This window comes from Caballeronia jiangsuensis (assembly GCF_046030135.1).
In the GTDB taxonomy this organism is placed as follows: Bacteria; Pseudomonadota; Gammaproteobacteria; order Burkholderiales; family Burkholderiaceae; genus Caballeronia; species Caballeronia jiangsuensis.
The window spans coordinates 26,191-52,958 of sequence record NZ_JAQQDB010000052.1 but is presented as its reverse complement, the minus strand read 5'-3'; the positions used below and the strand labels follow the sequence as shown (position 1 = coordinate 52,958).

Below are 26,768 nucleotides of genomic sequence, written 5' to 3'. Positions count from 1 at the left end.
CCTCGCGCTACCGTATGCATGCAAGGGCGGTGTGTGCTGTACATGTCGCGCAAGAGTGCTCGAAGGCGAAGTGAAGATGGAGAAGAACTACACGCTCGAACAGCACGAAATCGATGATGGCTTCGTGCTGACTTGCCAATGTCATCCGGTGAGCGAGCGCGTGGTGGTGAGTTTCGACGAGCGCTAAAGAGACGCCGCCCCGATTCCTATGAAAGACGCGCATCGCAACGATGCGCCTGAAGCCGAAGCATTTCCAGAACAATCAATTCAAGCCCGAAGCCCTTAGCAATGTAACCATTGCGCGGCTTCGTGGCGATCGATCATCCTCCACATCGAGACTTGTCATGACTGAAGCCTTCATCTGCGATGCGATTCGTACGCCCATCGGCCGCTATGGCGGTGTTTTCAAGGACGTCCGCGCCGACGATCTCGGCGCCGTGCCCATCACCGCGCTCATGAAGCGCAACGCATCGGTGGACTGGACGCAGGTGGACGACGTGATCTACGGCTGCGCCAATCAGGCAGGCGAGGACAACCGCAACGTCGCGCGCATGTCGGGCTTGCTGGCGGGCTTGCCTATCGACGTGCCCGGCTCGACGATCAACCGCCTGTGCGGTTCGGGCATGGATGCGGTCGGCAGCGTTGCACGCGCCATAAAGGCCGGCGACGGCTCGCTCTATGTCGCTGGCGGCGTCGAGAGCATGACGCGTGCGCCATTCGTGATGGGCAAGGCGTCGAGTGCTTTCTCGCGTTCGGCCGATATCTTCGATACGACCATCGGCTGGCGTTTCATCAATCGTGCGATGCGCGAGCGCTACGGCGTCGATTCGATGCCAGAGACCGCGGAGAACGTCGCCGTCGATTTCGGTATCTCTCGCGATGCGCAGGATCGCTTCGCACTGCGCAGCCAGCAGCGCGCCGCGCGCGCACAGGCCGATGGCACGCTCGCGCAGGAGATCGTTGCAGTGAATGTGCCGCAAAAGAAGGGCGAAACGATCGCGGTCGATCGCGACGAGCATCCGCGCGAAACCACGCTCGACACGCTCGCGAAGCTGAAGGGCGTCGTGCGTCCTGATGGCAGCGTGACGGCGGGCAATGCATCGGGCGTGAACGATGGCGCATGCGCCCTCATCATCGCGAACGAGGAGGCGGCAAAGCGCAATGGCCTCACGCCGCGCGCGCGCATCATCGGCATGGCGACGGCGGGCGTCGAGCCGCGCATCATGGGCATCGGTCCCGCGCCCGCGACGAAGAAGCTCCTCGCACGCACGGGTCTCACGCTGGAACAGTTCGACGTCATCGAACTCAATGAAGCCTTCGCATCGCAAGGCATCGCGGTGCTGCGTCAACTCGGCCTCGCGGAAGACGATCCGCGCGTGAACCCGAACGGCGGCGCCATCGCGCTCGGTCATCCGCTCGGCGCATCCGGCGCGCGTCTCGTCACGACCGCGATGTATGAACTCGAGCGCCGCAACGGTCGCTATGCGCTGTGCACGATGTGCATCGGCGTGGGCCAGGGCATCGCGATCGCGATCGAGCGGGTTTGAGGGCCGCGATACATGACACAGGCTATCCAGACATCGGCGATCGTGGGCGTGATCGGCGCGGGGGCGATGGGCGCGGGCATCGCGCAAGTCGCGGCGCTCGCGGGGCACACCGTGCTGCTTTACGACCTCGACGCGAAAGCGCTCGATAAGGCGCACATCGGCATCGCGACGAACGTGCAGCGCCTGATCGACAAGAAGAAGCTCGATCAGGCAAAAGGAGATAAAGCTGTCGACCGCGTGCGTATCGTTACAAATCTCGCGGACTTGCGCACGGCGTCCCTCGTCATCGAAGCCGTCGCCGAAAGGCTCGACGTCAAGCGCGCGCTCTTCGGCGAGCTCGAAAACATCGTGACGCCCGAGTGCATCCTCGCGACCAACACATCGTCCATTTCGATCACGGCGATTGCTGCGGCCCTGAAGCATCCATCGCGCGTGGTCGGCATGCACTTCTTCAATCCCGCGCCGCTGATGGCGCTCGTCGAAGTCGTGCGCGGACTCGCTACATCGGATGATGTCGCGCGAACGGTGTACGCCACGTCGGCCGCATGGGGCAAGCAGCCGGTTCATGCAAAATCGACGCCGGGCTTCATCGTCAATCGCGTGGCGCGGCCGTTCTATGCCGAAGCGCTTCGTGTCCTCAACGAGCAGGGCGCGGACGCGGCTTCCATCGATGCCGTCATGCGCGATTCGGGCGGCTTCAGAATGGGCCCGTTCGAACTGATGGATCTGATCGGTCACGACGTGAACTTCGCCGTGACGCAATCGGTGTTCAACGCGTATTTCAACGATCCGCGCTTCACGCCTTCGCTGATTCAGCAGGAACTGGTGAACGCGGGCTTTCTCGGCCGCAAGACGGGCCGTGGCTTCTACGACTATGCTGCGGATGCCGCGAAGCCTGCTGCGCGCATCGAGACGCATACGCGCACGCCTTCGAACATCGTGCTCGGTGAAAGCGCGCCGCTGTATGAGCATCTGCAAGCCTGCCTCGCTGATGCGAGCGCGAAGCGCAACGATATGCCCGGCCTCGTCGCTCAAATCGACGACGCGTATCTCTTTCTCACCGATGGCCGCACCGCCACCGAACGCGCGCACGCGCTCGGCATCGACAACATCGTGCTGATCGATCTCGCGCTCGACTATGCGCACGCGCCGAGCATCGCGATCACGCGTGCGCGTCAATGCGACGACGATGCTTACGCCGCCGCAGCCGGCGCACTGTCAAAGGCTGGCTATGCCGTGGTGCCGATGAACGATATCGCCGGCATGGCCGTGATGCGCACCGTCGCGATGCTCGTCAACGAAGCGGCAGACGCGGTGAATCAGGGCGTCTGCACGAGCGCTGATCTCGATCTCGCGATGGAGAAGGGCGTGAACTATCCGCTCGGGCCGCTCGCGTGGGGCGAGCGCATCGGCATTGCACGCATTCACGATGTGTTGCGCCATCTCGCAACGCATTACGGCGAAGACCGCTATCGCGCATCGCCGCTGATTTCGGCTCTGCGCTATTCGGGCCAGCGCTTCCACTAAAGCGAATTCGCGTCATTCATCGATCATTCATTCAATCATGCAGGAGACAACCGTGGTCCAATCCATTGCACAGCAAGGCGAACTGGAACCGATCGAGCGCGCGAGCCGTGACGAACTACAGGCGCTGCAACTCGAACGCCTGAAGTGGTCGTTGCGACACGCCTATGAGAACGTGGCGCACTATCGCCGCGCATTCGATGCGGCAGGCGTGCATCCGGATGACCTGCGCGAGCTGTCCGATCTCGCGCGGTTTCCGACCACGACGAAAACCGATTTGCGCGACAACTATCCGTTCGGGCTCTTCGCGGTGCCGCGCGATCAGGTCGTGCGTGTGCATGCATCGAGCGGCACGACGGGCAAGCCGACAGTGGTCGGCTACACGGCGAAGGACATCGACACATGGGCCAATGTCACCGCGCGTTCGATTCGCGCCGCGGGCGGGCGCAAGGGCGATACGCTGCACAATGCATTCGGCTATGGCCTCTTCACGGGCGGTCTCGGCATTCATTATGGCGCGGAACGTCTGGGCTGCATGGTCGTGCCCATGTCTGGCGGGCAGACCGAGAAGCAGGTGCAACTGATCCGCGACTTCGAGCCGAAGATCATTCTCGTCACGCCGTCGTATATGTTGAATCTGCTCGACGAGATGGCGCGCCAGGGCATGGACCCGGCGAATACGTCGCTCAAGATCGGCATCTTCGGCGCAGAGCCGTGGAGCCAGGGCTTGCGCAGCGAGATCGAAACGCGCGCGGGCATTCAGGCGCTCGATATCTACGGGCTGTCGGAGATCATGGGGCCGGGCGTCGCGTGCGAATGCATCGAAACGAAGGATGGTCCGACCATCTGGGAAGATCATTTCTATCCCGAGATCATCGATCCGGTAACGGGAGAAGTGCTTCCTGAAGGCAGCACGGGCGAACTCGTTTTCACGTCGCTCACGAAGGAAGCGATGCCGATGATCCGCTATCGCACGCGCGATCTCACGTCGTTGCTGCCGCCGAGCGCGCGTTCGATGCGCCGTCTCGCGAAGATCACGGGCCGCTCGGACGACATGCTGATCATTCGCGGCGTGAATGTGTTCCCGAGCCAGATCGAAGAATTGATTCTCGCGATTCCGCGCCTGAGCGGCCAGTATCAACTGTGCGTATCGCGCGAGGGTCACATGGATTCGCTGTCCGTTTCCGTGGAAGCTCGCGCCGAAGTCTGCGCGACGTTGAACGACAGCGAGCGTGCCGGTCTCTCGCGCGAGCTTCAAAGCCGCGTCAAGACGATGGTCGGTGTGTCGACGCAAGTGCGCGTGCTCGATTCCGGCGAGCTGCCGACGACCGCCACGGGCAAAGCGAAACGCGTGCTCGACCTGCGTCCCGCGACCGTCTAAAAGCCCTGTTTCTTTAAGCGCCTCGCGTTCCGCGAGGCGCAATCCGCTTCCCACCAATTGGCGCTCGCGCTCCAATTTCGGTGCGGCCTCGCATTCTTCTGCAGAAATCCTTCCGCATAAACCCTCGCAACCGTTTGCGCGAATTGTTTTGTAAGCTTCTGTTGTGTCATCGTAGCGGGTGCATTCGCGCAGTAGTCGAAGAGTATTCGAATAACGAACACCAAACGGGGCAGGCAGAATTTAGATGTGGATCGTCAGACTCGCGCTCAAGCGCCCGTACACGTTCATCGTCCTGTCGCTGCTTTTGCTGATCATCGGTCCGCTCGTCATCCTGCGCACACCGACCGATATCTTTCCGAACATCGATATTCCTGTCGTCAGCGTCATCTGGTCGTACACGGGCTTGCCGCCCGATCAGATGGAGCGGCGCATCACGCTGAACTACGAGCGCGGCTTGTCGGTGGCGGTGAACGACATCGAGCATATAGAGTCGGAATCGCTGCCGGGCATCGCGGTGATTCGCATCTACTTCCAGCCGAACGCGAACGTCGATGAAGCGATCGCCGAGATCACCGCGCTCTCGCAGACGCAATTGCGCTCGCTGCCGCCGGGCATCACGCCGCCTAACATCCTGCGCTTCAACGCATCGACGGTGCCCATTTTGCGGCTCGCGTTGTCGTCGGCGGAACTCACCGAGCAGCAGCTTTACGACTTCGGCAACAGCTTCCTGAAGACGCAACTCGCGACCGTGCAGGGCGCATCGGTGCCGCTGCCTTATGGCGGCAAGCAGCGGCAGATCATGGTCGATATCGACTCGCGCAAGCTGCAGGCGAAGAACCTCGCACCCACCGATGTCGTCAACGCGATCAGCGCGCAGAATCTCATTCTGCCCACGGGCACGACGAAGATCGGCTCGACGGAATACTCGGTCGGCCTGAACGCGAGTCCCGGTTCGATCGAAGGGCTCAACGACATACCGATCCGCACGGGTCCGGGCGGCACGATCTATATCAAGGACGTCGCGCATGTGCGCGATGGTTTTCAGCCGCAGACCAATATCGTGCGCGTGGACGGCACGCGCGCATCCTTACTCACGATCAATAAGAGCGGCAATGCATCGACGCTCGATATCGTCGCGCGCGTGAAGAACCTGTTGCCGACGTTACGCGGCATGGTGCCCGAGTCGCTCAGGATCGAACCGGTAGCGGATCAGTCGCTCTTCGTTCGCGCATCGGTGTCGGGCGTTTTGCGTGAAGCGGTGATCGCGGCGGGGCTGACTGCGTTGATGGTCCTGCTCTTCCTTGGAAGCTGGCGCGCGACGCTCATCATCGCGATCTCGATACCGCTGTCCATGTTGACGTCCATCGTCGCGCTGTCCGTGATCGGGCAGACCATCAACATCATGACGCTCGGCGGTCTCGCGCTCGCGGTCGGCATTCTCGTCGACGACGCGACAGTTGCAATCGAAAACATCAGCCAGAACCTGGAAGAGGGCAAGGAACTGGAGCAGGCGATTCTCGATGGCGCACAGCAGATCGCCGTGCCGACGCTCGTATCGACGCTCTCGATCTGCATCGTGTTCATCCCGATGTTCCTCCTGACCGGCGTAGCGCATTACCTCTTCGTGCCGATGGCCGAGGCCGTCGTGTTCGCGATGCTCGCGTCGTACTTCTTCTCGCGCACGCTGATCCCGACGCTCGCGAAATACCTGTTGCGCCATCACGAGCACATGGGCGGCGATGTCGAATCGATGAAGGGCTCGCGCAATCCGTTCGTGCGCATCCATCTCGCGTTCGAGCGCCATTTCGAATCCGTGCGCAATCGCTATCGACGTTTTCTCGAAGCGCGCCTCACGCATCCGGGACGCTTCGCGGCGCTCTTCCTGTTGTGCTGTCTGCTCTCGCTCGGGCTTGCACCGTTCCTCGGACGCGACTTCTTTCCGTCGATCGATTCGGGCGTGATCGCCCTGCATTTGCGCGCGAAGACCGGCACGCGTATCGAGGAAACGGCGGCGCTCACCGATCGAGTCGATGCACGCATCAGGCAACTGATTCCACGCGGCGAGATTCGCTCGATCATCGACAACATGGGCTTGCCGGTGTCGGGCATCAACCTCTCGTACAGCAACACGGGCACGGTCAGTTCCGCCGACGCCGACGTGCTCATCAGCCTGAACGAAAATCACGCGCCGACCGAAGGCTATATCCATGAATTGCGAAAGCGCCTGCCGCAAGAGTTCCCCGGCGTGACGTTCTCGTTTCTGCCCGCGGATATCGTCAGCCAGATTCTCAACTTCGGCGTGCCCGCGCCCATCGACATAGCCATCACCGGACGCGATGCGCAGGCCAATCGCGCGCTCGCGAACCGCTTGCTGGAAAAGATTCGCCGCGTGCCGGGACTCGTCGATGCGCGCATCCAGCAGCCGTCCGATCTGCCGTCGATCAATGTCGAAGTTGATCGCACCAAGGCGCTGCAAGCGGGCTTCACGCAGCGCGATGTCGCGAACAATTTGCTCATCACGCTTTCGGGCAGTCAGCAGACGACGCCTACCTTCTGGCTCAATCCCGTGAACGGCGTGAGCTACAACGTCATCACCACGGCGCCGCAATACGACATGGACTCGCTGCAATCGGTGGCGAACATTCCCGTCACGTCCGCGAGCGGCAAGACGAATATTCTCGGCGCGCTCGCATCGCTGTCGCGCAGCGCGCGCGATGCGGTCGTCTATCACTACAACGCGCAGACCACGATCAATCTCTATGCGACGACCGAGCGGCGCGACCTCGGCGCGGTGTCCGACGACGTGCAGCGCATCATCGACGAAGCGCGCGGCGAGTTGCCCAAGGGCTCGTCGATCGACATGCGCGGCCAGGTCGAGACGATGAACGGATCGTTTTCCGGTCTCGCGTTCGGCCTCATTCTCGCGGTCGTGCTCGTGTATCTGCTGATCGTCGTGAACTTCCAGTCGTGGCTCGATCCGTTCATCATCATCACCGCATTGCCGGGCGCGCTCGCGGGCATCGTGTGGATGTTGTTCCTCACGCACACGACGCTGTCGATTCCCGCGCTGACGGGCGCGATCATGTGTATAGGCATCGCGACCGCGAACAGCATTCTCGTGGTGAGCTTCGCGCGATCGGCGCTCGCCGAGCATGGCGATGCAGTGCGTTCCGCGCTCGAAGCGGGCTATTCGCGCTTCAGGCCCGTGCTGATGACGGCGCTTGCAATGATGATCGGCATGGTGCCGATGGCGATCGGCCTCGGCGAAGGCGGCGAGCAGAATGCGCCGCTCGGGCGCGCGGTGATCGGCGGACTGATGGTCGGCACGATCGCGACACTGTTCTTCGTGCCGGTCGTGTTCTCGATGATCTACCGGCGCATGGAAGCGCGCGGCAAGGGACCGGACGCGGCGGCCAGAGAAGCGGCGCAATAGAACGAATCAATAAGCAATCGATACGTGGGTGGAGCAAGGATGAAAGAGCAGGGCTCGCAAAGATCGGGCAATCAGCGACGCGGGCGCTTATGGCTCGTGATCGCGCTCGTGGTGGTCGTCGTGCTCGTCGCGCAAGGCATATGGTCGCGGCGCGCGGCGCATGCGGAACTCGAGCGCGATGCGAACGAGCATGGCGTGCAGACGGTCGAGGTCATCAAGCCGGCTCGCATGAAGGCATCGCAGGATCTCGTGCTCGCGGGCGATATCCGCGCGTTCTCCGATGCGCCGATCTTCGCGCGCACGAACGGCTATCTGAAGCGCTGGACCGTCGATATCGGCACGAAGGTGAAGAAGGGCCAGTTGCTCGCGGAGATCGATGCGCCCGAGATCAACGATCAGCTTCGTCAGGCCCGCGCCGATGCGCAAACGGCGCGCGCGAACTATCTGCTGGCGAAGACGACTTCGGAACGCTGGGCGCAGATGCTGAAGAACAACTCGGTGTCGCGTCAGGAAACCGATGAGAAGAATGGCGACATGCTCGCGAAGGAAGCCGCGCTGAATGCGGCGCAGGCGAACGTGTCGCGGCTCGAACAGCTCGTGTCGTTCCAGAAGATCTATGCGCCATTCGATGGCGTCGTCACGGCGCGCAATACCGATGTCGGCCAGTTGATCGATGCCGGCAGCGGCGTAGCGGGCCGCGAGCTTTTTCATATTCAGGATGCGTCGACGTTGCGCGTGTTCGTCGATGTGCCGCAGGCGTATGCGCGCATGATCACCGTCGGCTTGCCCGCGGATCTGCTGCTCAACGAGGAACGCAATCGCAAGTTCGAGGGCATCACGGTGCGCACGTCGGGCGCGGTCGATCCCGTCGCGCGCACGATGCGTGTCGAAGTCGATGTGAAGAACCCGACCGGCGAGTTGCTCGCGGGCGCCTATGCGCAGGTGCGCTTTCGTCTCACGAGCGCGAATCCTTCTTTCACGCTGCCGGGCAATGCGCTACTGTTTCGGCCCAATGGCGTGCATGCCGCGAGCGTCGATGCGAACAATCGCGTGAAGCTTCTGCCGATCACGCTCGGCACGGACTACGGCACGCGCGTGTCCATCGTTTCCGGTCTGAATGGCGATGAGCGCGTGATCGTGAATCCGCCCGATTCGATCATCGACGGTGCGGCGGTTCGTATCGGCCGCTCGGACACGGGCGCGGGTGCTAGCGGGGCTGCGCGCGGCGGAGCGGCGAAGGCGGAAGGAAACGAATCGTGATGATGCGCGCATCGGTCAGAATCGTAGGATGGCTAACTATTGCCGTATCGGCCGGCTGCGCTGTGGGCCCGGATTATGTTCGGCCCGACGTGCCGGTGCCCGTCGCGTACAAGTCGCAGACGCCGCTCGATCTGCCCGAGGCCGCATCCGCTGCGGCATCGCAGGACTGGAGGCCCGCGCAGCCCGCCGACGCGACGCCGCGCGCGCCCTGGTGGCAGGTTTATGGCGATCCGCAATTGAACGCGCTCGAAGAACGCGTCGTGACTGCGAACCAGACCGTTGCCGCGGCTGCTGCTCGTTATCGCGGGGCACGCGCCGCGGCCGCGCAGGCGCGTTCGGCTTACTTCCCGACGATCACCGCGAACGCGGCATTCAACCAGTCGCGCGTGTCGTCGAACGTGCTGTACAAATCGAGTGCGGGCGTGACCGTGCCCGACTATCTGATCGACGCGCAAATCTCCTGGGAGCCGGATCTGTGGGGGCGCATCTCGCGTGCGGTCGAAGGCGGCCGGGCGGAAGCGCAGGCGAGCGCCGCGGACCTGCAAAGCGCGATTCTGTCGATGCAGGCCGAGCTTGCGACCAACTACTTCGATTTGCGCGGCACCGTCGAAGAAGAGCGGCTGCTGGATGCCACGCTGCAAGCCTATGAGAGAGCGCTCGCACTCACGCGCGATCGGTTCGCGGGCGGTGTCGCGGCGGAATCGGACGTGGCGCAGGCGGAGGAGCAGTTGCGCGCGACGCAGGCGCAACGCATCGATTTGGAGACTACACGCACGAGCCTCGTCAACGCGATCGCGATTCTTGTCGGCGAGAATCCGTCGAACTTTACCCTCGATGTCGCGCCGCTCAACGAAGCGCATTCGCCGCATCCGTCGGCGGCGCTCGCGGTGTTGCCGCTCAGCGTGCCGTCCGCGCTGCTCGAACGGCGGCCGGATATCGCAGCGGCGGAACGGCGCGTTGCCGAAGCGAATGCGCGCGTTGGCGTGGCGACGGCGGCGTTCTTTCCGAACCTGCTGCTCGCCGCGACAGGCGGTCTCGAAGCGACGCGCTTTTCGTCGTGGCTCGAAGCGCCGAGCCGCTTCTGGTCGCTCGGTCCCCAGCTTGCGTTCACGGTGCTCGATTTCGGCGGACGGGCGGCGGCCCGCGATGCGGCGCGCGCTGCCTATGACGAGAACGTCGCTGATTACCGGCAGACGGTGCTGATTGCGTTCAGGCAAGTGGAAGACAACCTGAACGCGCTGGAAGTGCTGCGCCGCGAAAGCGAAGCACAGCGCGATGCGGTCGATGCCGCCCAGCGCGCGCTCGGCAAGGTGAGCAACCGCTATGAGAACGGCGCGATCACGTATTTGAGCGTTGTGGTGACGCAGGCGATCGTGCTGTCGGATCAGCGCACGGCGGTGGGTATCGAACGGCGGCGTATGGCGGCAAGCGTCGCGCTCGTGAAAGCGCTGGGCGGGGGGTGGACCACGGTTGAGTTGCCGAGCGCGGAGGCGGTTTCGCGGCGTGATTGAATTTTGCGCGATGCGTGCAAAATGCCATTGAGCATTGCGCATGCAAAATGCGCTTTTCCCGGCGCGCGAGACATGCCGGAAAGCAACGTCGAAGCTAGACGAGCAAAAACACACCGCACGCAATCAACGCCGCACTCCAGACCCAATCGACATTGATCCAGCCGCTTCGCAGAAAGCCGAGTCCGCCGCGTTCCTGCACGGACATCGCGAACATGGAAATCGCGGCGATCACGGCGAGCATCGCGCCCGTATGGACGGTCAGCGCGAGCGCGGTGGCTTCGAGCGCCGTATTCGCGACCTGACCAGTACATAACGGCAAAAGCGCCGGCACGAGCATCAGTCCCGCACCGTGCGCACTCGACATCACGAAGGACCACAACGCGAGGCCCGCAAGCCCGGTACGCATGCCGACGGTCGGACGTCCGCGATGTCCGCGCCAGGCGCTCCACACGCCCCAGCCGATCAGCAGCGCCCCGCACGCACGCGCGAGCATGTCGTGGCCGATCGCCATGCCGAGCGTGAGCGCGCCCGCGAGCACGAGCGCGACCGATGCCGCGTGACCCAGCGCGATCGGCACAAGCGACACGAGCGCGACGCGGCGGCTTCGCGCATAAAGACCGAGCGCGACCGCGAAAAGCCATCCCATCGCGGGATTCAGACCGTGAAACGCGCCGAGGCCCGCGGCCGTGACGATGAGCGCGGGCGACGCGGCGTCCATGCGAAGCGGCTCGTCGCGTCTCAGGGATAGCAGTACGAATCCGACGAGCAATCGCCGCCCTGCAGCCGAATCTGATGCGGCCGATGTCCCTTCGGCCAGTCGATGAAGAATTTCTCGTCGACGGTGAGGCCGCCGTTGGGATCGGCGTCGAGCTTCACCATCCATCCGTCGATGCCTTCGGGATAGAACTGCGCATCCACCGCGCCGTAGAGCGAGTTGGTGAAGTAGACGCGTCGGCCATCGCGGCTCACTTCGACCATCTGCGGTCCACCGTTCAACGCGCCGTTCGCGGCGCCCGGATGCGTCGCCCGCGCGACCACGCCGCCGATGCGCACCTTGCCCGTCAGCTTCGGCGCGAAGGGATCGGAGACGTCGTATTGCAGCATGTCGCCCGTGCCCCAGCACGACACGTAGAGAAAGCGGTCGTCCATCGACAGATCGATGTCCGAGACGAGCGGCGGCACCGCGCCGAAGCCCTTGAGCAGCGGCGGCAGCGCGTCGGCATCGGCGGGTTCGGCGGGAATATCGATGATCTTCTTCACCGCCCATTTGTCCCCGTCGCGATACCAGGTCCAGATCGACGACGACAGATCCTTCAGGCTGATCACGCAATTGACGAAGCCGTATGCCTTGGTCGGATCGTGCGCGGGGCGCAGTTCGAACACGAGCTGATATTCGTCGCCGAAGTCGATCTCCTGAATGTGCCTGCGCTTCGTGAAGTCCCAGAAATGCAGCTTGCGCCCGTACTTCGCGCCGAGCAGCAGGTCGGGCACGAGGCCGTTCTCGAAGGTATCGGGCGTGCCCCATTCGCTCGTGACCATCGTGTCGTAGCCGAGATGCCACCAGCCGTCATACGCGAGTTGCTGCGGGCCGCGATCGACTTCCCAGCGGCCGAGCGGATCGAAGCTTTGCTGATCGAGCATCAGCACGCCGCCGGGCGCCTTGCCTTCGGCATTGCCGAGCGCGGTGATATAGATGCCGCCCGGCCCGCAGTGCACCGTGTGCGGCCGCGTATAGCCGGTCTTTTCCGCGAGCTCTTCGGGCTCGATCGTTTTCACGATGACGGGCTTCTTCGGATCGGGCTTCGTATCGATGATATGAATGCGCGACGAGCGCAGCCCCGGCACGACGAGATAGCGCCGCTCCATATGCGGATGCGGCGCGTTCGGGCACAGGCACGACGAGCACGCGTTCCAGCCGAAGTGATGCAGTTCGTCGCCGGTATCGGGCATCGCGATTTCGCCGACGATTTTCGTGTAGTCCGGCGAATCCGGATCGACATCGACGACGGCGATCTTGTCGGGCGTCTGGCGCTCGGGATCGAACGTCGCGACGTAGGCCAGCGTTTCGCGCGGCGCTTTCGCCGCGAGCCGCGGGGAAGGGTAGAAGCTCGGATCCGGTTTCCATGTCGCCATGCTGCGTCTCCCGATTTGTGTGGTCGTCGATTCGCTTGCAAAAGCACTATAGGACACAAGCACGCGACACGCTTCCGATGCACTCACGGCGCAAAGCTGCTTTTCTGCTTTGCTTTCGCACGACGCGTGATTCGCCGGGGAAAACAGCGCCTAAACTATAGGCATCGCCCCTGGACCGAAAGAGGAGGTAACGATGGCCGAGCCGATGATCAGCCTGATGGCGGGAGTCGTTCTGGTGCTATGCGTCGCGGTGGTTCTCGTGATGCATCACCGGCACCCGCATATTCCCGTTCCGAAGGCGCGCTGGCTGGATACGCATCCGCCGCGCGACTGGCGGCACAGGCATTGACCTGCAGCGGGACGTGAATTAAACGGTTAGGGCGCCGGCATCGACCGGCGCTATTTTTTGCGCAGTGCAAAACGCATCAGCGACGCGGCCCTTTCATCGCCTCGGCTTCCATCGCGGCGTGCCATTCCTCGCTGTTCTCGATCGGGTCCATGCCTTCATCGATGAACGCGGACGCGCGCTCCGCCACCGAGCGTGTTTCCTCGTCGGTTTCGTCGTCGATGACGCTGTCTTCGTCGGCGGGCGGCTCCAGCATGTCCTGCAGCATTGCCTCCAGTTCGGGCGTATCCCACGGCTCGCCGCGCTGCTTTTTCTTCTTGATGTAGTGCCGGATTTCGGCATCCTGCTCGGATGTCAGCGGAAGCCCGCGGAAGGTGCGGTTGGCGTCTAAGTCACTCATGTTCGTTCCTCTCGCGCATAACCTGTGATGCGTTGGCAAGCGCCTCAAGTGTAACGCCGTTCGTGCGCAGGTAAAAACGGGCGATATTCAGCCGAGCGGCGGCAGGCGTCTTTCGATCGGCGTCGCTTTCACGATGGCCGTGCTCGTCGCGGCGCGCTCGGTCACTTTCCCGAGGATGTCGTCGAGATGCTCGATCGAGCGCAGATAGAGGCGGCACACGAAGCAGTCGTCGCCCGTCACCTTGTCGCACTCGACGAACTCGGGAATGCGCCGGATTGCTTCCTCGACGAGATGCAACTGCCCGGGCAGCGGCTGCACGCGCACGATCGCCTGCAGCGTGTAGCCGAGCGCGCGCGGATCGATATCGACGGTGAAGCCGCGAATCACGCCTTGCGTTTCGAGCCGGCGCATGCGCTCGGCCGTGCTCGGCGCCGATAGCCCGACGCGTTTCGCCAGTTCGCTCACCGCGATGCGCCCGTCGCTCGCGAGCACGGCGATGAGTTCGCGATCGATGGCGTCGATCCCCGTCTGCGGCATGCTGCCCAGGTTTTTTCCCATGATGGCCTTCGATTCAAAGGTCGAAAGATGTCGATGCCTAATTTTAGGCATGGTTTTGGGCAGAGCGCATCGATAGACTTGAAACCATCGGAATTGCATGACGGGAACGAGATGAACACGGAAAGAATCAACGCGCGCTTCGCCGGCGCATCGAACGCGCATGAACTGCGTCGCGGCGCAATCGAGATGTCGCTCGCGATGCTGATGTCGGGCACGATCGGCTGGCTCGTCGTGTCGTCGGGGCAGACGCCCTGGAACGTGGTGTTTTTCCGCTGCGTGTTCGGCGCGGCGACGCTCGTCGCGGTGTGCGCGGCGCTCGGCTTTCTGAAGAAGCGCTATTTCTCGTGGCGCATGATCGGGCTTGCCGCGCTAGGCAGCGTTGCGATCGTCGGCAACTGGCTCTTGCTGTTCGCCGCGTATTCGCGCGCGTCGATCTCGATGGCGACGACCGTCTACAACACGCAGCCGTTCATGCTCGTCGCGCTGGGCGTTATCGTGCTGCGCGAGCGCGTGTCGGCATCGACGATCGCGTGGCTCGGCGTTGCATTCATCGGCCTCGTGATGGTGGTGCGCGTCGAGCCCGCCGTGCTGGCGATGCCGGGGCAATACTTGGAAGGCATCGCGTATGCGCTCGGAGCGGCCTTTCTGTACGCGATATCGTCGATCGTCACGAAGCGCCTGAAGGGCACGCCGCCGCATCTGATCGCGATGCTGCATGTGCTGTTCGGCATCGTCATGCTCGCGCCGTTCGCGCGCTTCGCAGAGACGCCCGCGTCGATCGGCGGCTGGTCCGATCTCGTCGTGCTCGGCGTCGTCAACACGGGGCTCATGTACGTGCTGCTCTACGGCGCGATCCAGAAGCTGCCGACCGCGACCACGGGCGCGCTGTCGTTCATCTATCCGGTGGTGGCGATCGTCGTCGACTGGCTCGCGTTCGGGCAAAGGCTCGCGTGGCTGCAAGTGGCCGGCGCGGTGCTCATTCTGCTCGCGGCGGCGGGGGTGAATCTGCAGTGGCGGATCGTGCCGCGCAGACCGAACCCGTAAGCCGCACGACGACTACGCCGCGCGCGGCAGATCGCGCAGCGCCTCGGGATGCGCGACGGCCACGCGCAGGAGCGTTTGAGCTGCGCCCGTTGCATTGCGGCGGCCTTGTTCCCAGTCCTGAATCGTGCGCACGGAGACGCCCAGCAGGGCAGCGAATTCCGACTGAGACACGCCGACCTTCGCACGCGCCAACGCCGCGAAGGTCGGCTCGATGCGGGTGGTTTGTGCCGCGCGGCCCTTCTTCATGTCCCGCACCGATTGAAGAAGGTCGGCCTGAAATTTCTCGAGTTCCTTATCCATGTTGAATCGCCTCTCGAAGCTGGTTGAGGAAAGCCGTTGGCAGATTGTCGAATTTGGCTTTCGAGTACGCGATCAGCAGCCAAATTTCGCCGTCTTCAAGGATGTTGTAGTAGATGACGCGCGCGCCACCGCGTTTTCCTTTGCCCGGCGTGGTCCAGCGGACTTTGCGTAATCCTCCCGAACCTGGAATCACCGCGCCCGCGAGCGGGTTGTTCGCAAGCCATACGATGAACGCCTCACGTTCAGCGTCTTGCCAGATCTCGGCGGCATAGCGCTGAAAAACTGCTGTTTCGATGATCGAGTACATCGCGGCATTATACGGCATTGCCGTATAGAGACGAGTGAACGCGACGCGAGTCGGTTCAACGTGAAATGCCATGTCGTATAGAATGGCGCCCCTTTCCGACTACATCGAAATTCGCGCCATGTGGTTCAAGAACCTTCAGCTTCACCGTCTCCCCGCACACTGGTCCGTCACGCCGCAGCACATGCAGCAATGGCTCGCGCCGCTCGCGTTCAGCGCGGCGTCGAGTATCGAGAACGAGCGGCGCGGCTGGGTCTCGCCGCGCGGCGACGATGAACTCGTCTACACGGCGAATCGTCAGATGCTCATCGTCTATCGCGCGGAGAAGAAGCTCTTGCCCGCGTCGGTCGTCACGCAGTTCGTGAAGGAACGCGCGGCCGAGATTGAAGAGCAGCAGGGCTTCAAACCGGGCAGAAAGCAGTTGCGCGAGCTGAAAGAGCAGATCACCGACGAACTCCTGCCGCGTGCATTCAGCATTCGCCGCGACACGCGCGTCTGGATCGATCCGGTGAACGGCTGGCTCGCGATCGATTCGTCGTCGGCGACGGTGTGCGACGACATCATCGGCTTGCTGGTGAAGTCCGTCACCGATCTGCCGCTCGCCAGCGTGCGCACCGCGCGCTCGCCCGTTTCCGCGATGACCGATTGGCTGCTGTCGGGCGAAGGTCCCGCGGGCTTTACGCTTGATCGCGACACCGAACTGCGCTCGACCGGCGAAGGCAACGCGACCGTCCGCTACGTCGGCCACGCGCTCGAAACCGAAGACATGCGCCGCCATATCGAAGCGGGCAAGCAGTGCATGCGTCTCGCGATGACATGGGACGACCGCGTTTCCTTCGTGCTGACGCCATCGCTCACGTTGAAACGTGTAAGCGCGCTCGATGTCATCAAGGAAGCCGCCGATCCCACCGCGGCGAACGACGACGAACGCTTCGAATCCGACTTCATCCTGATGACGGGCGAGCTCGCGCGCATGCTGTCGGCGCTGACTGACGCGCTGGGCGGCGAAGAAGACCTGCGCGCGGCCGCGTAGGAGCCCGGATCAGGCGGACGGCGACGGTGAGAACGCGTAGCCGTTCTTGCCGTTGCGCTTGACGGTGTACATCGTTTCGTCGGCGGCGGCGACGAGCCGCCAGTAATCGTTGACGCGGTCCGGGAAGCTCGCGATCCCGATGCTCGCGCGCACGATTGACAGCCCCATCTGCGCATCGGTCTCGCCGACGCACGCGATGATTCGTTGCGCGATCACGGCCAGCTCGCCGTCGTTCGAAAACTCGCTCACGAGCAGCGCGAATTCATCGCCGCCGATACGCGCGACCAGATCGCCGCCGCGCACCGCCTGACGAAATCGACGTGATACCGCGATCAGGAATTCATCGCCGATGCGGTGTCCATGCGTATCGTTGACGCGCTTGAAGCCATCGAGATCGATATACAGCACCGCGATGCGCGCCGAGCCGCGCGCGCCGCTCGCCAGCGCGTTCGCCGCTTCCTCCAGCGCCGCGAAGAGCTTGCGGCGATTGGGCAGGCCCGTCATCGGATCGTGCAGCGACGCCTGCTCGAACTCGTTCGACAGGCCGAGCAGTTGCCGGTTGCGCTTCGCATACATGCCGAGCGCGGTGATGAGCACGCCGAAAACGATCGCCGATAGCGCGATCAACGTGTGCGACACGCTCAGAATGCGCTCGCGCACGTCCGCGCTCGCGCGATCGCGCTCGGTGCGCCACCAGGCGTAAGTCGAATCGAGCGCGGAACTCGCTTCGCCGAGCGCGATGGCGGGCGAGAGCACGGCCAGCGGCACGGAAGGCGCCGACATCGGGCTCGCCGACACCAGCGCGTGCAGCGACGCGAGCCGTGCCGCCAGTTCGATGCGCGACTCGCGATAGGCGGCCTGACGCTGGGCATCGCCGGCGGGGGCGTTCTGCAGGGACAGCGCGGCGGCACGCGCGGTATCGGCGCGCTCGACCGCTTCGAGCACGAGCCCGACGTACTCCTGCTGCAGTTGCGCGGAAAAGATCGCGCGGATCTGCATCGCGAGGAACAGCAGGCCGATCAGCAGGCACAGCAATGCGGCGCCCGCGAGCGGCGCGGGGCCGGGCACGCGCATGCGCACGAGCGCATGCCGCACACGGCCCGCCAGCGTGTCCTCAGGGGCGTGAATACTCCTCTCGCTGACGGTTCGGGACATTGTGTCGATAGCTCACTCGATGGAAAAACGCGCCCATGCGCGCGAACAACCCGCCCTCGGGCTTCGCGCGCGGCTGCTGGTGTTTGCGCGCCTGTGCGTACGGATCGGCGTTGCCGCGATTGACGGCGGCCCGCTGCGTCGCCGATGGCGTGCCGCGGCGTTGCACGGCGGCGCTCTGTACGGGCGCGGCGGCGGATGCGTCGGTTTGTTGTGCCTGCGCGGACACGGCGGCCGTCGCGAGGGCCGTGTCCGCGCCGGTATCGGCGACTGTGGTTTCGTCGGAGGCGTCGGCGGCCGGCGCGTTGTCCGCGAGCGATGCCGTATCGATGGGCGCAGGCGCTTCGTTCGACGCATAGGGAAGCGCGCCGGTCAGAGGCGTCTCGACGGCGCCCGCCGACTGCGTCTGCGCGGCAATGGCGGGTTGGTCGATGCCGAGCGTCCGGCGCGCGCTCGCCATCGCTTCGGCGTACACGCGCTGGTCGTGGTTGAACCACATGCCGTACGCGACGGTGCCGAGCACGCCGATGCCGAGCGCGGTCGCCGATGCCATCCACAGCGCGAGTCGCCCGAAACGCAGCGGTGTGCGCAAGGGGCCGGGATCGTCGTCGTAATCGATTGCAGGCTCGGGCGGTTGAATGACAGTGGGATCATTCGCGGGACTTGCACGATCCGCGATGCTCTCTTCGGGTAGCTTTGCGTGCTGAGGCATGACAGCGCTCTCCAGAACGTATTCGTCAGACAGCGGACCGGCGCGGACGCAGGGCGCGCGCTCAGTCCGGCACTTGCCCCGCGCGTCCCGTCATTTGGACGATGAACGCGCCGCGGCGACGTCGAACGTGACAGCCGAATGCCGGTTCAGCCTGCACTGCCGGGCCAATTTTTGCCAAACAATGTAACTCGCGCCACATACCGCCACAATTAGGGACGGCGATGAGGCGCGGGAACGAAGACGCGGATTAGCGCGTTCGATGCTCGGCGAAATGGGCGCTGGCGGGGCCGGACGGACCAGTGCGCGGTGATTTCACCGCATCGCACGACGCGACGGCGAAGCAAGTTCGGCCTCTAATACAGCATTCTTCATTCCAGCCCCGATTTGATGAACGGTGCATGCATCATTCTTCAGAGGAAGTTCCCGCGCGTATGTGAGGTCGCGCACATACGCGCGCGGCGAGATTTCGAATGTGGAGCGCGCGCCACACTCCGTCAGCGCCGTTTCGCCGACACGACGAGCGCGATGCCGCCGAGTATCGCCACCGCGCTCGCGGCGAGCCGTGCGGTCAGCGGCTCCCCCAGCAAAAGCACGCCGCCCGCCGCCGCGATCACGGGCACGCTCAGTTGCACCGTGGCGGCCGTCGCGGGCTTCAGCCCTTTCAACGCCGCGTACCAGATGACGTAGCCGAGCGCCGAGGTCAGCGCCCCCGATGCGGCGGCGTAGGCGAGGCCCGGGGCGTCGAAGCTCGCGAACGGCCACGCGAGCGCCGACACGGCGAGCGCGAAGGGCAGCGCGCGCATGAAGTTGCCGGTCGTTTCGGCGACGGGGTCGGACCTGCCGCGTCCGCGCAGCGAGTAGACGCCCCAGCCGATGCCCGCCGCGATCATCAGCGCCGACGAAAACGGATCGGGCGCGGCGAGGCCCGGCAGCACGAGCCACACGAGTCCGCCGAGCGCGAGCAGCAAGCCGAGCCATTGCATCGCGGCGAGACGTTCGCCGATCGCGATGCCGTAGCCGATCATCGTCGCCTGCACCGCGCCGAAGAGGAGCAGCGCGCCGGTGCCCGCCGCGAGCCGCACGTAGGCATAGGAGAACGGCGCCGCGTAGACGGTCAGCGCGAGCGCCGATACCCAGTTCCCGGCGCGGCGCGTATCGGCGCGAGCATGGCTGATGCGCGCGCGCAGCATGACCCACAGCACGAGCGCCGCCGACGCGATGCGCACGAGCGTGAAGCTCGCCGCGTCGATCTGCGTGCCTTTGAGCGCGAGACGGCACAACAGCGAGTTGCCGGCGAAGGCGAGCATCGCGACGACGGTGAGCATCGCGATGCGCGCGCCATGCGACGGGCTCGCGGATGAAGCATCGAAATCGGACTTGGACATCGGCAGCGCGATGGACGAGGGCGCCTCACTCTAGCGCAGTCGCGTCAGCCCGTGGTGAAAGGCTGCGGCGGCGCATCGCCTTCGGTGCCGAAGCGCTCGAATTCGGAGATCACCTGCGCGCCGAAAAGCAGCAGCGTGGCGAGCGCCTCCAGGCTGAACAGCACGACGATCGACGTCGTCAGCGAGCCGTACACGACGCTCACCTGCGAGAGCGTCGCGAAGTACCACACGAGCACATGGCGCGTGATTTCCCAGAGCACGGCCGCCGTCACGCTGCCGAGCAGCGCGAGCCGCAGCGACGGCCTGCCGACCGGCATCACGAGATAGATCGACGTCAGCACGAATATCTCGCCCGCCACACCGAGCAGATAGAGCAGGAGCCGCGACACGCCCTTGAGCGACACCTCGACGCCGAGCAGATCGACGCTGTTGCTGCCCATCGCCTGAAGGCCGTTCGACACGAGCGTCACGATCAGCATGCCGACGCCGAGAAACAGGATGTAGCAGTAAGGCAGGAGCGCCGAGAGCAGAAAGTGCCGCCGCCGGATCGCGACGCGATGCACGAAGATCACCGACATCGCGTTCTCCAGCACGGTGAACGCGAGCGAGCTGAAGAAGATCATCGTGACGAGCAGCAGCCAGCCGAGCACCGCGCGATGCGCGAGGAAGTTGGCGAGTTCGCGCACGACGGCGCGCGCCTGGCCGGGCACAAGCCATTCGAGCAGATGCGCGAGGGTTTCGAGCAGTTCCTGCTGACCGATGAATTTCGACAGCACGATCACGATCAAGATCAGCAACGGAACGATCGACAGGAGCGCGTAATACGCCACCGCGCCCGCGAGCAGCAGGCCCTGGTTCGCGCGGAAAGCCCGCATGGTCCGCATCGCGAAGCCGAACGGATGGCGCGCGACGCTTCTCACCTGAGGGCCCAGCACAGGACCGAGAATCTTCGACATGAAACCTCCGCGGCGCGATGCTGCCCATCCTGTTCCGACGAGCAAGGATCGCTCCCGTGCGCGCAAGCGCCTGTCGGAAGTCCGAAGCGGAAGGTCAGCCCGGGCGACGCGCCTCGCTGCGCGCAGCGGCCTGCTGCGCGGCTTCCTCGAACGCGAGATCGAGCAGGATATCCACTTCGCACGCGGGCAACTCGGTCGCGTCGACGTTGCGCAGTCGGCAGAAAAGCGCGAGCGCCTCGGCTGCGGCGGCGAAGGCGTCGTTCATATCGCGGGAATTAAGGCGTCGTTTTCTCATGGTTCACATAACGGCAGCCGCACGGCCGGACTTTAATGTGCGGCGGCGCAGCGCGCATTGCACTTTCACCTTCCGCTTCTGGATGGATTAACCTAGGTTCATAACACGCGCCCGTCGAAGGCACAGGAGGACACCATGGCCGCATCCCACGCAACCTCCGCCGCCGACGCGCTCGGCGCCGACGCCGAAATCGTCGACGCCGACGAACGCCTCTACAACCACGATCTCGCGCCCGTGCCGCGCGCAAAGCGGACCTGGAACGGCTACAGCATCTTCGCGATGTGGATGTCCGATGTGCACAGCGTCGGCGGCTATACCTTCGCGGCGAGCCTCTTTCTGCTCGGCATCTCCGGCTGGCAGGTGCTGCTCGCGCTGACCATCGGCATTCTCATCGTGTACGTGCTGATGAACTGGGTCGGCAAGCCGAGTCTCAGGCACGGCATTCCGTTTCCCGTGATGGCGCGCGTCTCGATGGGCGTGATGGGCGCGAATCTCGCCGCGCTGATCCGCGGCGTGGTCGGCATCGTGTGGTACGGGGTGCAGACGTATTTCGCGTCGAAGGCCGTCGCGACGCTGCTGCTTCTGTTCGTGCCGTCGGTCGTGGCGTGGCGCGATACGAGCTTCCTGCGGCTCGACATGCTCGGCTGGGTGAGCTTTCTTTTCATGTGGCTGCTGCAGCTCATCATCTTTCAGCGCGGCATGGAGATCATCCGCAAGTTCATCGATTTCTGCGGGCCGGCGGTGTATGTCGTGATGTTCGTGCTGATGGGCTGGATCCTGTATCGCGCGGGTCTCGGCAGCTTGAATCTCACGCTTTCGGGCAAGGTGCTGTCGGGCGACGAGCAACTGCACGCGATGATCAACGCGACCCTGCTCGTCGTGAGCTACTTCGCCGCGCTGCTCCTGAACTTCGGCGACTTCTCGCGCTTCGCGAAGAGCGAGCGGCAAATGAAGATCGGCAATTTTCTCGGCTTGCCGTTCAACTTCGTCGCGTTTGCGATCATCACGGTGATCGTCACGGCGGGCAGCGAGAAGGTGTTCGGCACGATGATCATGGACCCGGTCGAGATCGTCTCGCGTATCGAGAACAAGGTGTGGGTGGCGATCGGCAGCATCACGTTCGTCATCGCGACGATGGGCATCAATATCGTCGCGAACTTCGTGTCGCCCGCGTATGACATCGCCAATCTTTTTCCGAAGCATGTGGACTTCAAGAAGGGCGGCCTGATCGCTTCGATTCTCGCGGTGCTCGTGTGCCCGTGGATCTTCGTCGACAGCCCGAAGGCGATCACGATTTTCGTGTCCGTGTTCGGCGCCGTGCTCGCGCCGATGTACGGCGTGATGATGGCCGATTACTACCTCGTGAAGCGTCAGCAGGTGAAGACCGCCGACCTCTACACGATGCAGCCCGGCGGACGCTTCTACTACGATGGCGGCTGGAACAAGGTCGGGCTCGCGGCGCTCCTCGTGTCGGGCGCGATCTCGGTCGGCTGGGAGCTGTCGACGCAAATGCTCAAGCTCCTGCCGCCGAACAATCTCGGCTGGCTGATCGGCGCGGCCGCCGGCGCGCTGCTCTATGTCGTGCTGATGCGCATGGCGAATCGAAAATAACGCGGCTTTATTTGAGCCACTTGCGCACGTCCTGCTCCCATTCGGGCTGGCCGCAGTTCGGCGGATTCTCCGGGCCGAGCACGGTGATGTAGCCCTTGTCCTTCATGCACGCCTCGTAGGCGCGCACCTGCGTGCAGCGGCCCGCGCCCGCTTTCTTCGCGGCGGCCTTGCATGCGGACATCGAATTGTCCATGCCGCTGAAATCGGCATCGGGACCGGCATCGTTCCATGAGGGCGGATTCGCGCTCGCCGAGAATTCGACGGGCGTGCTGCACGCGGCGAGCATCAGTGCGGCGGCGGGAAGAAAGCACGAGCGGAAAAGTCGATTCATCTGCTTGAACTCCTTTTTCTTAAGCTCTTGTTGAAGGCGCACGATCCGCCGCCTATTATTCCCCGCTGTCGTGACGCGCGTCGCGTTTTTTTATTCCGCCTGGAGCCCCGATGAAACCCATGCCGCTCGCCCGCGTCGTGTCGTCGTGCTTCGCCTTCGCATGGTTGTCGATCGCTTCGCCGGCATTTGCCGACGATGTCTCGTTCGGCGCGAGCCAGCTTTGCGGCTTGCAGAGCGCGCGCCCCGACCGGAACGCCGCCGTGCAGGTGAAAACCGTGCAGGGCAGGAACGGGCCGATCGGCTATGCGCGCTTCGGCCAGGGCACGCCGCTTCTGCTCATCACGGGCTATCGCGCGACGCTCGGCGAATGGAACGCGTATTTTCTCGGCGCGCTCGCGAAGCATCATGAGGTCATCGTGTTCGACAATCGCGGCGTCGGGCGCTCGACGCCGATGGCGGGGCATTACGGCCCCGGCTACGGCATCCGCGACATGGCCGCCGATGCCGCCGATGTCATTGCAGGTCTGAAGCTCGCGCGCGTGGACGTGGTCGGCTGGTCGATGGGCGGCATGATCGCGCAGCAGCTCGCGCTCGATGCGCGCGAGAAGGTCGAATCGCTCACGCTGATCGCGACCGCGCCGCCGGGTCCGGAAGCGGTGCCCTTGACGCCCGAGGTGCAGCAGGTGCTGTCGAGTTCCGGCGCGGACGCGTTTCCCAAAATCATGGCCGTGCTCTTTCCCGCCGATGCCGTCGCGGATGCGTCGAAGTGTTTCGTCGGCGACATGTTCGCGCCGCGCGGCTACAAGGGCCGGCCCGTGCCCGATGCGGTCGCGGATCAGCAGAATCGGGCGATGTCGCAGTGGTTCGCGGATTCCGCCGCCGCCGATCGGCTGCGCCGCTCGCCGGTGCGCACGTTGATCATCGCGGGCGCGAACGACGATGTTCTCGCCGATGCCAACGCGCGCCATCTCGAACAGATGATTCCGCGCGCGACGCTCGATGTGGTCGCGGACGCGGGGCATGCGCTGATGTTCCAGTACCCGATCGAACTGGCAGGACATATTCAGGCATTTGTCAGATATATTAGGTAGGCGCTTAATTCTGAAATTTCTGAGTTTTTTATTTTGAGATTTGCGTCATAGTTGCGAGTCCCAGTATTTGGACTCGCAGCGATATGCAGTCCATCTCGAAATTCTGACTCATGCTCATCATCAGCCTCTTTTTTCGTCGTTCCCCCGCGGCGCTGGACAATCATCGGCATTACGCAGCGCTGCACGGTTATCGCCACGTCTACGTCGAAGCGGCGGACATCTATGAGTCGCCGTCCGCGCAGTGGCTTTTCAGATACGAGACGTTGCTTGGCGAAGCGTGCCGCGCGCAAGACGACGAGATCGTGCTGCTGCTCAGCGAAAACGCCGCGATCGTCGAGCCGATTAGCCTGGAGCCCGCGCTCGGGGCGTCCGACTGGCGGCTCACAAGGCTGGAGAACAGCGAATATCCGCAGTCCGACGTGCAAATCTGGCGCAACACGGCGCGCGTTCGCTCGATGTTGCTGAACGTCGTGCATCGTTGCCGCTTCGGGACCGAGCTGCCCGCCGTCGAAACCGAACTGCTGCGGGAATTCGACTGGGTCCACTGGACCGAGACCTCCCGAGACGAAGCGGGCGAGTTCCACGCCGTCCTTCCGGCATCGGGAGCACACTATCCCGTATGGCAAAGCCGGCGGGTGTTTGCGCTCAGCATCGCCGAGGGTCACAACGATCTGTCGCGCAAGACCGCGCATCCCAGGCTGCGCGAGGCTTTGCTCAGCCATCTGAACGCAACGCGCGAGGACCCGCAGGCGCGCTCGCTCGTGCCGTTCCACGGCGCGCCGCCCCCGCGGACGCAGGCGCTCGACGTCTTCAATCCGGGCCGGCGCATCGCGATTTGCACGCTCTATACGCCGAACGTTGCGCAATATGGCTGCATCGCGGAAGAGCGCATGCGCGCCTATTGCGATCGTCACGGCTATACCCTTTACGTGCATCGTGATGTTCCGGCGCACCTCGGCGCGCGTCTGCCAATTCGTGGCAACTGGGTCAAGCCGTATCTGCTGCTGGACACTCTGCCGCATCACCAGTGGGTCTTCTGGCTCGACGCCGATATCCTCGTCAACGATGTCAGCACGCCGCTCGAACCCCTGTGCGACGGACGCGATATCGTGCTGGCGCGCGATATCGGCAACTGGTTCTTCAATTCGGGCGTGATGGGCTTTCGCCGCACGCACACCAACAGCACGCTGCTCGCGAGCATCGTCGAAGGTATCGAGAACATCGAAGATAAAGAGAATGTCGTGACGGCCCCCGGGGATCAATATCACTTCAACCGCGCGGTCCTCGAACATTCCGGCATGACCAACGACGACGTCTATAGCTTCGTCGAGATCAACACGCCGTGGGGCTTTCGCATGCCGTCGAGTTTTCTCGTGCATTACCACGGCATGTCCGAAGGCATGCGCGTCTTGCTGATGCGCTACGACATCGCGTTGCGCGAGCGGGAACTGGCAGAGGCGGCCTGACCCGTTTGCGCAGCGCGCGGGCGCACCGTGCGAAGCCGCGCCCGCATCAAATCCATCCGCGCATCCAGTGCCACGCGAGCGGGCCGCAGATCACGCCCCAGGTCATCGCGGCGATCACGAGCGCGATCATGACGGCCGCGCTGCCGCAATCCTTTGCCCGTCCGGAAAGTTCATGACGTTCGAGCGATATGCGATCGATCGCCGCTTCGATGCTCGAATTGAGCAGTTCGACGAGCAACACGAGCAGCACCGATCCCGCGAGCAACACGCGCTCGGCGGCGCTCACAACGACCACCGCGGCGATCGGCAGCAGCAGGACAGCAAGGCACACTTCCTGGCGAAACGCGCTTTCCCCGCGCCATGTCGCGACGATGCCCGCCCATGAATGCCGCAGCGCGAACACGGCGCGCATGAGGCCGCGACGCTTGACGTGCGGACCTTGCGCGGATGTGGATGAGGAACTTGTCGAGCGGTTCATGACGGCAATATTACCGCGCTGCCGACTCGAAAACGTTTGCCGATTCATACCGCACGAAGCGGCGATGAATTGGCTTGTCAGGAGATTCGACGGACCTTCATACTTCCCGCAGTCGTGAGGCGCAAGCACTCGCGTCGATAACTAGAAGAGAGCCGGGGATACATCATGAAGTCACGCTTTACCGCTGTTCATCTGCGTTCTGTCGAACTCGCCGATCCGCATCTCGCGCATCTGTACATGGAATGTGTCGATGCCGAAGCGCGTCTGTCCGGTGCGAGCAAGCTCGCGGCGGCGGCCGTCTTCGAGGCCCGCGAAAAGTCGCTCGATAACCTGTGGTCACGTCTCGATGCGCTCGACCCGAGACTGTGCCGCGAGTTGAAACACGCGGTGCAGGACTGGCACGACATCGCGGTGAAGCTGCGCGGCGGCGAATGATTTGAGACGCGCGAGCAGCGCAACGAGACGCTGCGACATTCGCGCGGAAGGCCGTCGCCATTAACCTTTCTCCAACGACACA

General features: G+C 63.8%; 27 protein-coding genes. 14 read left to right on the top strand and 13 right to left on the bottom strand.

Annotated features, from left to right (window positions below):
• The 7 genes from PQR08_RS34315 to PQR08_RS34285 all read left to right on the top strand — a co-directional run.
• On the top strand, positions 1-187 hold a 187-nt coding region (locus tag PQR08_RS34315; protein WP_408163823.1), incomplete at its 5' end, for a 2Fe-2S iron-sulfur cluster-binding protein.
• A gap of 157 nt (positions 188-344) precedes the next feature.
• On the top strand, positions 345-1,547 hold the full coding sequence (gene pcaF, locus PQR08_RS34310) for a 3-oxoadipyl-CoA thiolase (protein ID WP_250483629.1): 1,203 nt from the start codon (positions 345-347) through the stop codon (positions 1,545-1,547).
• Positions 1,548-1,559: 12 nt separating this feature from the next.
• On the top strand, positions 1,560-3,074 hold the full coding sequence (gene paaH / locus PQR08_RS34305) for a 3-hydroxyacyl-CoA dehydrogenase PaaH (protein ID WP_250483628.1): 1,515 nt from the start codon (positions 1,560-1,562) through the stop codon (positions 3,072-3,074).
• 37 nt (positions 3,075-3,111) lie between these two features.
• Positions 3,112-4,452, top strand: a complete 1,341-nt coding sequence (gene paaK, locus PQR08_RS34300) for a phenylacetate--CoA ligase PaaK (RefSeq protein WP_250483627.1) — start codon at positions 3,112-3,114, stop codon at positions 4,450-4,452.
• Between the two features lie 244 nt (positions 4,453-4,696).
• Positions 4,697-7,885 carry an efflux RND transporter permease subunit gene (locus tag PQR08_RS34295; protein ID WP_187604699.1) on the top strand — a complete coding sequence of 1,063 codons (3,189 nt, stop codon included), beginning with the start codon at positions 4,697-4,699 and terminating at the stop codon, positions 7,883-7,885.
• Positions 7,886-7,924: 39 nt separating this feature from the next.
• Positions 7,925-9,145: an efflux RND transporter periplasmic adaptor subunit gene (locus tag PQR08_RS34290; RefSeq protein WP_250483626.1), complete on the top strand. Its 1,221-nt coding sequence runs from the start codon at positions 7,925-7,927 to the stop codon at positions 9,143-9,145.
• Positions 9,145-10,656: an efflux transporter outer membrane subunit gene (locus PQR08_RS34285; protein WP_250483635.1), complete on the top strand. Its 1,512-nt coding sequence runs from the start codon at positions 9,145-9,147 to the stop codon at positions 10,654-10,656. Before PQR08_RS34290 ends, PQR08_RS34285 begins: the two co-directional genes overlap by 1 nt.
• Before the next feature lie 94 nt (positions 10,657-10,750).
• On the opposite strand, the gene PQR08_RS34280 is transcribed toward PQR08_RS34285, so the two are convergent.
• Both PQR08_RS34280 and PQR08_RS34275 read right to left on the bottom strand, forming a co-directional pair.
• Positions 10,751-11,374: a hypothetical protein gene (locus PQR08_RS34280; RefSeq protein ID WP_187604705.1), complete on the bottom strand. Its 624-nt coding sequence runs from the start codon at positions 11,372-11,374 to the stop codon at positions 10,751-10,753.
• 20 nt (positions 11,375-11,394) lie between these two features.
• Positions 11,395-12,789: a selenium-binding family protein gene (locus PQR08_RS34275; protein ID WP_250483625.1), complete on the bottom strand. Its 1,395-nt coding sequence runs from the start codon at positions 12,787-12,789 to the stop codon at positions 11,395-11,397.
• A gap of 193 nt (positions 12,790-12,982) precedes the next feature.
• On the opposite strand from PQR08_RS34275, the gene PQR08_RS34270 reads away from it, so the two are divergent.
• A complete protein-coding gene (locus PQR08_RS34270) occupies positions 12,983-13,138 on the top strand; it encodes a hypothetical protein (protein ID WP_187604707.1) in 156 nt (51 codons plus the stop codon).
• 76 nt (positions 13,139-13,214) lie between these two features.
• Here PQR08_RS34270 and PQR08_RS34265 read toward each other — a convergent pair whose 3' ends face one another.
• Entirely contained in the window at positions 13,215-13,535 is a 321-nt protein-coding gene (locus tag PQR08_RS34265) for a hypothetical protein (protein ID WP_187604708.1), read from the bottom strand.
• 87 nt (positions 13,536-13,622) lie between these two features.
• Positions 13,623-14,093 carry an Lrp/AsnC family transcriptional regulator gene (locus tag PQR08_RS34260; RefSeq protein ID WP_035498592.1) on the bottom strand — a complete coding sequence of 157 codons (471 nt, stop codon included), beginning with the start codon at positions 14,091-14,093 and terminating at the stop codon, positions 13,623-13,625.
• 111 nt (positions 14,094-14,204) lie between these two features.
• Between PQR08_RS34260 and PQR08_RS34255 the strand changes: the two genes are divergently transcribed.
• Positions 14,205-15,137: a DMT family transporter gene (locus tag PQR08_RS34255; protein WP_250483624.1), complete on the top strand. Its 933-nt coding sequence runs from the start codon at positions 14,205-14,207 to the stop codon at positions 15,135-15,137.
• Between the two features lie 12 nt (positions 15,138-15,149).
• On the opposite strand, the gene PQR08_RS34250 is transcribed toward PQR08_RS34255, so the two are convergent.
• Entirely contained in the window at positions 15,150-15,437 is a 288-nt protein-coding gene (locus PQR08_RS34250) for a helix-turn-helix domain-containing protein (RefSeq protein WP_238295287.1), read from the bottom strand.
• On the bottom strand, positions 15,430-15,744 hold the full coding sequence (locus PQR08_RS34245) for a transcriptional regulator (RefSeq protein WP_238295286.1): 315 nt from the start codon (positions 15,742-15,744) through the stop codon (positions 15,430-15,432). Before PQR08_RS34245 ends, PQR08_RS34250 begins: the two co-directional genes overlap by 8 nt.
• Positions 15,745-15,862: 118 nt before the next feature.
• On the opposite strand from PQR08_RS34245, the gene PQR08_RS34240 reads away from it, so the two are divergent.
• Complete coding sequence (locus PQR08_RS34240) at positions 15,863-16,774, top strand: recombination-associated protein RdgC (RefSeq protein ID WP_250483634.1); 912 nt, start codon at positions 15,863-15,865, stop codon at positions 16,772-16,774.
• Between the two features lie 9 nt (positions 16,775-16,783).
• On the opposite strand, the gene PQR08_RS34235 is transcribed toward PQR08_RS34240, so the two are convergent.
• The 5 genes from PQR08_RS34235 to PQR08_RS34215 form a co-directional block, all read right to left on the bottom strand.
• Positions 16,784-17,848 (bottom strand): GGDEF domain-containing protein, encoded by a 1,065-nt coding sequence (locus PQR08_RS34235; protein WP_035498912.1) that lies wholly within the window; start codon positions 17,846-17,848, stop codon positions 16,784-16,786.
• A 40-nt stretch (positions 17,849-17,888) separates the two neighbouring features.
• Positions 17,889-18,638 carry a RodZ family helix-turn-helix domain-containing protein gene (locus tag PQR08_RS34230; RefSeq protein WP_250483623.1) on the bottom strand — a complete coding sequence of 250 codons (750 nt, stop codon included), beginning with the start codon at positions 18,636-18,638 and terminating at the stop codon, positions 17,889-17,891.
• A 494-nt stretch (positions 18,639-19,132) separates the two neighbouring features.
• Entirely contained in the window at positions 19,133-20,023 is an 891-nt protein-coding gene (locus PQR08_RS34225; protein WP_250483622.1) for a DMT family transporter, read from the bottom strand.
• A gap of 44 nt (positions 20,024-20,067) precedes the next feature.
• Positions 20,068-20,979, bottom strand: a complete 912-nt coding sequence (locus tag PQR08_RS34220) for a YihY/virulence factor BrkB family protein (protein WP_187604712.1) — start codon at positions 20,977-20,979, stop codon at positions 20,068-20,070.
• Between the two features lie 94 nt (positions 20,980-21,073).
• Positions 21,074-21,244 carry a hypothetical protein gene (locus tag PQR08_RS34215; protein WP_187604713.1) on the bottom strand — a complete coding sequence of 57 codons (171 nt, stop codon included), beginning with the start codon at positions 21,242-21,244 and terminating at the stop codon, positions 21,074-21,076.
• Positions 21,245-21,409: 165 nt separating this feature from the next.
• Here PQR08_RS34215 and PQR08_RS34210 point away from each other — a divergent pair, with 165 nt between their 5' ends.
• A complete protein-coding gene (locus PQR08_RS34210) occupies positions 21,410-22,885 on the top strand; it encodes an NCS1 family nucleobase:cation symporter-1 (protein ID WP_238217762.1) in 1,476 nt (491 codons plus the stop codon).
• Positions 22,886-22,892: 7 nt separating this feature from the next.
• Here PQR08_RS34210 and PQR08_RS34205 read toward each other — a convergent pair whose 3' ends face one another.
• Positions 22,893-23,216: a hypothetical protein gene (locus PQR08_RS34205; RefSeq protein WP_187604714.1), complete on the bottom strand. Its 324-nt coding sequence runs from the start codon at positions 23,214-23,216 to the stop codon at positions 22,893-22,895.
• Positions 23,217-23,326: 110 nt separating this feature from the next.
• Between PQR08_RS34205 and PQR08_RS34200 the strand changes: the two genes are divergently transcribed.
• Both PQR08_RS34200 and PQR08_RS34195 read left to right on the top strand, forming a co-directional pair.
• Positions 23,327-24,307 carry an alpha/beta fold hydrolase gene (locus tag PQR08_RS34200; RefSeq protein WP_250483621.1) on the top strand — a complete coding sequence of 327 codons (981 nt, stop codon included), beginning with the start codon at positions 23,327-23,329 and terminating at the stop codon, positions 24,305-24,307.
• A 110-nt stretch (positions 24,308-24,417) separates the two neighbouring features.
• Positions 24,418-25,773, top strand: a complete 1,356-nt coding sequence (locus PQR08_RS34195) for a glycosyltransferase family protein (RefSeq protein ID WP_250483620.1) — start codon at positions 24,418-24,420, stop codon at positions 25,771-25,773.
• A 46-nt stretch (positions 25,774-25,819) separates the two neighbouring features.
• Here PQR08_RS34195 and PQR08_RS34190 read toward each other — a convergent pair whose 3' ends face one another.
• Entirely contained in the window at positions 25,820-26,251 is a 432-nt protein-coding gene (locus PQR08_RS34190; RefSeq protein ID WP_284508946.1) for a diacylglycerol kinase, read from the bottom strand.
• 165 nt (positions 26,252-26,416) lie between these two features.
• Between PQR08_RS34190 and PQR08_RS34185 the strand changes: the two genes are divergently transcribed.
• The gene (locus PQR08_RS34185) at positions 26,417-26,686 is read left to right on the top strand and encodes a hypothetical protein (RefSeq protein ID WP_187604718.1); all 270 of its coding nucleotides are present in this window, start codon (positions 26,417-26,419) and stop codon (positions 26,684-26,686) included.
• Positions 26,687-26,768 lie beyond the last annotated feature (82 nt).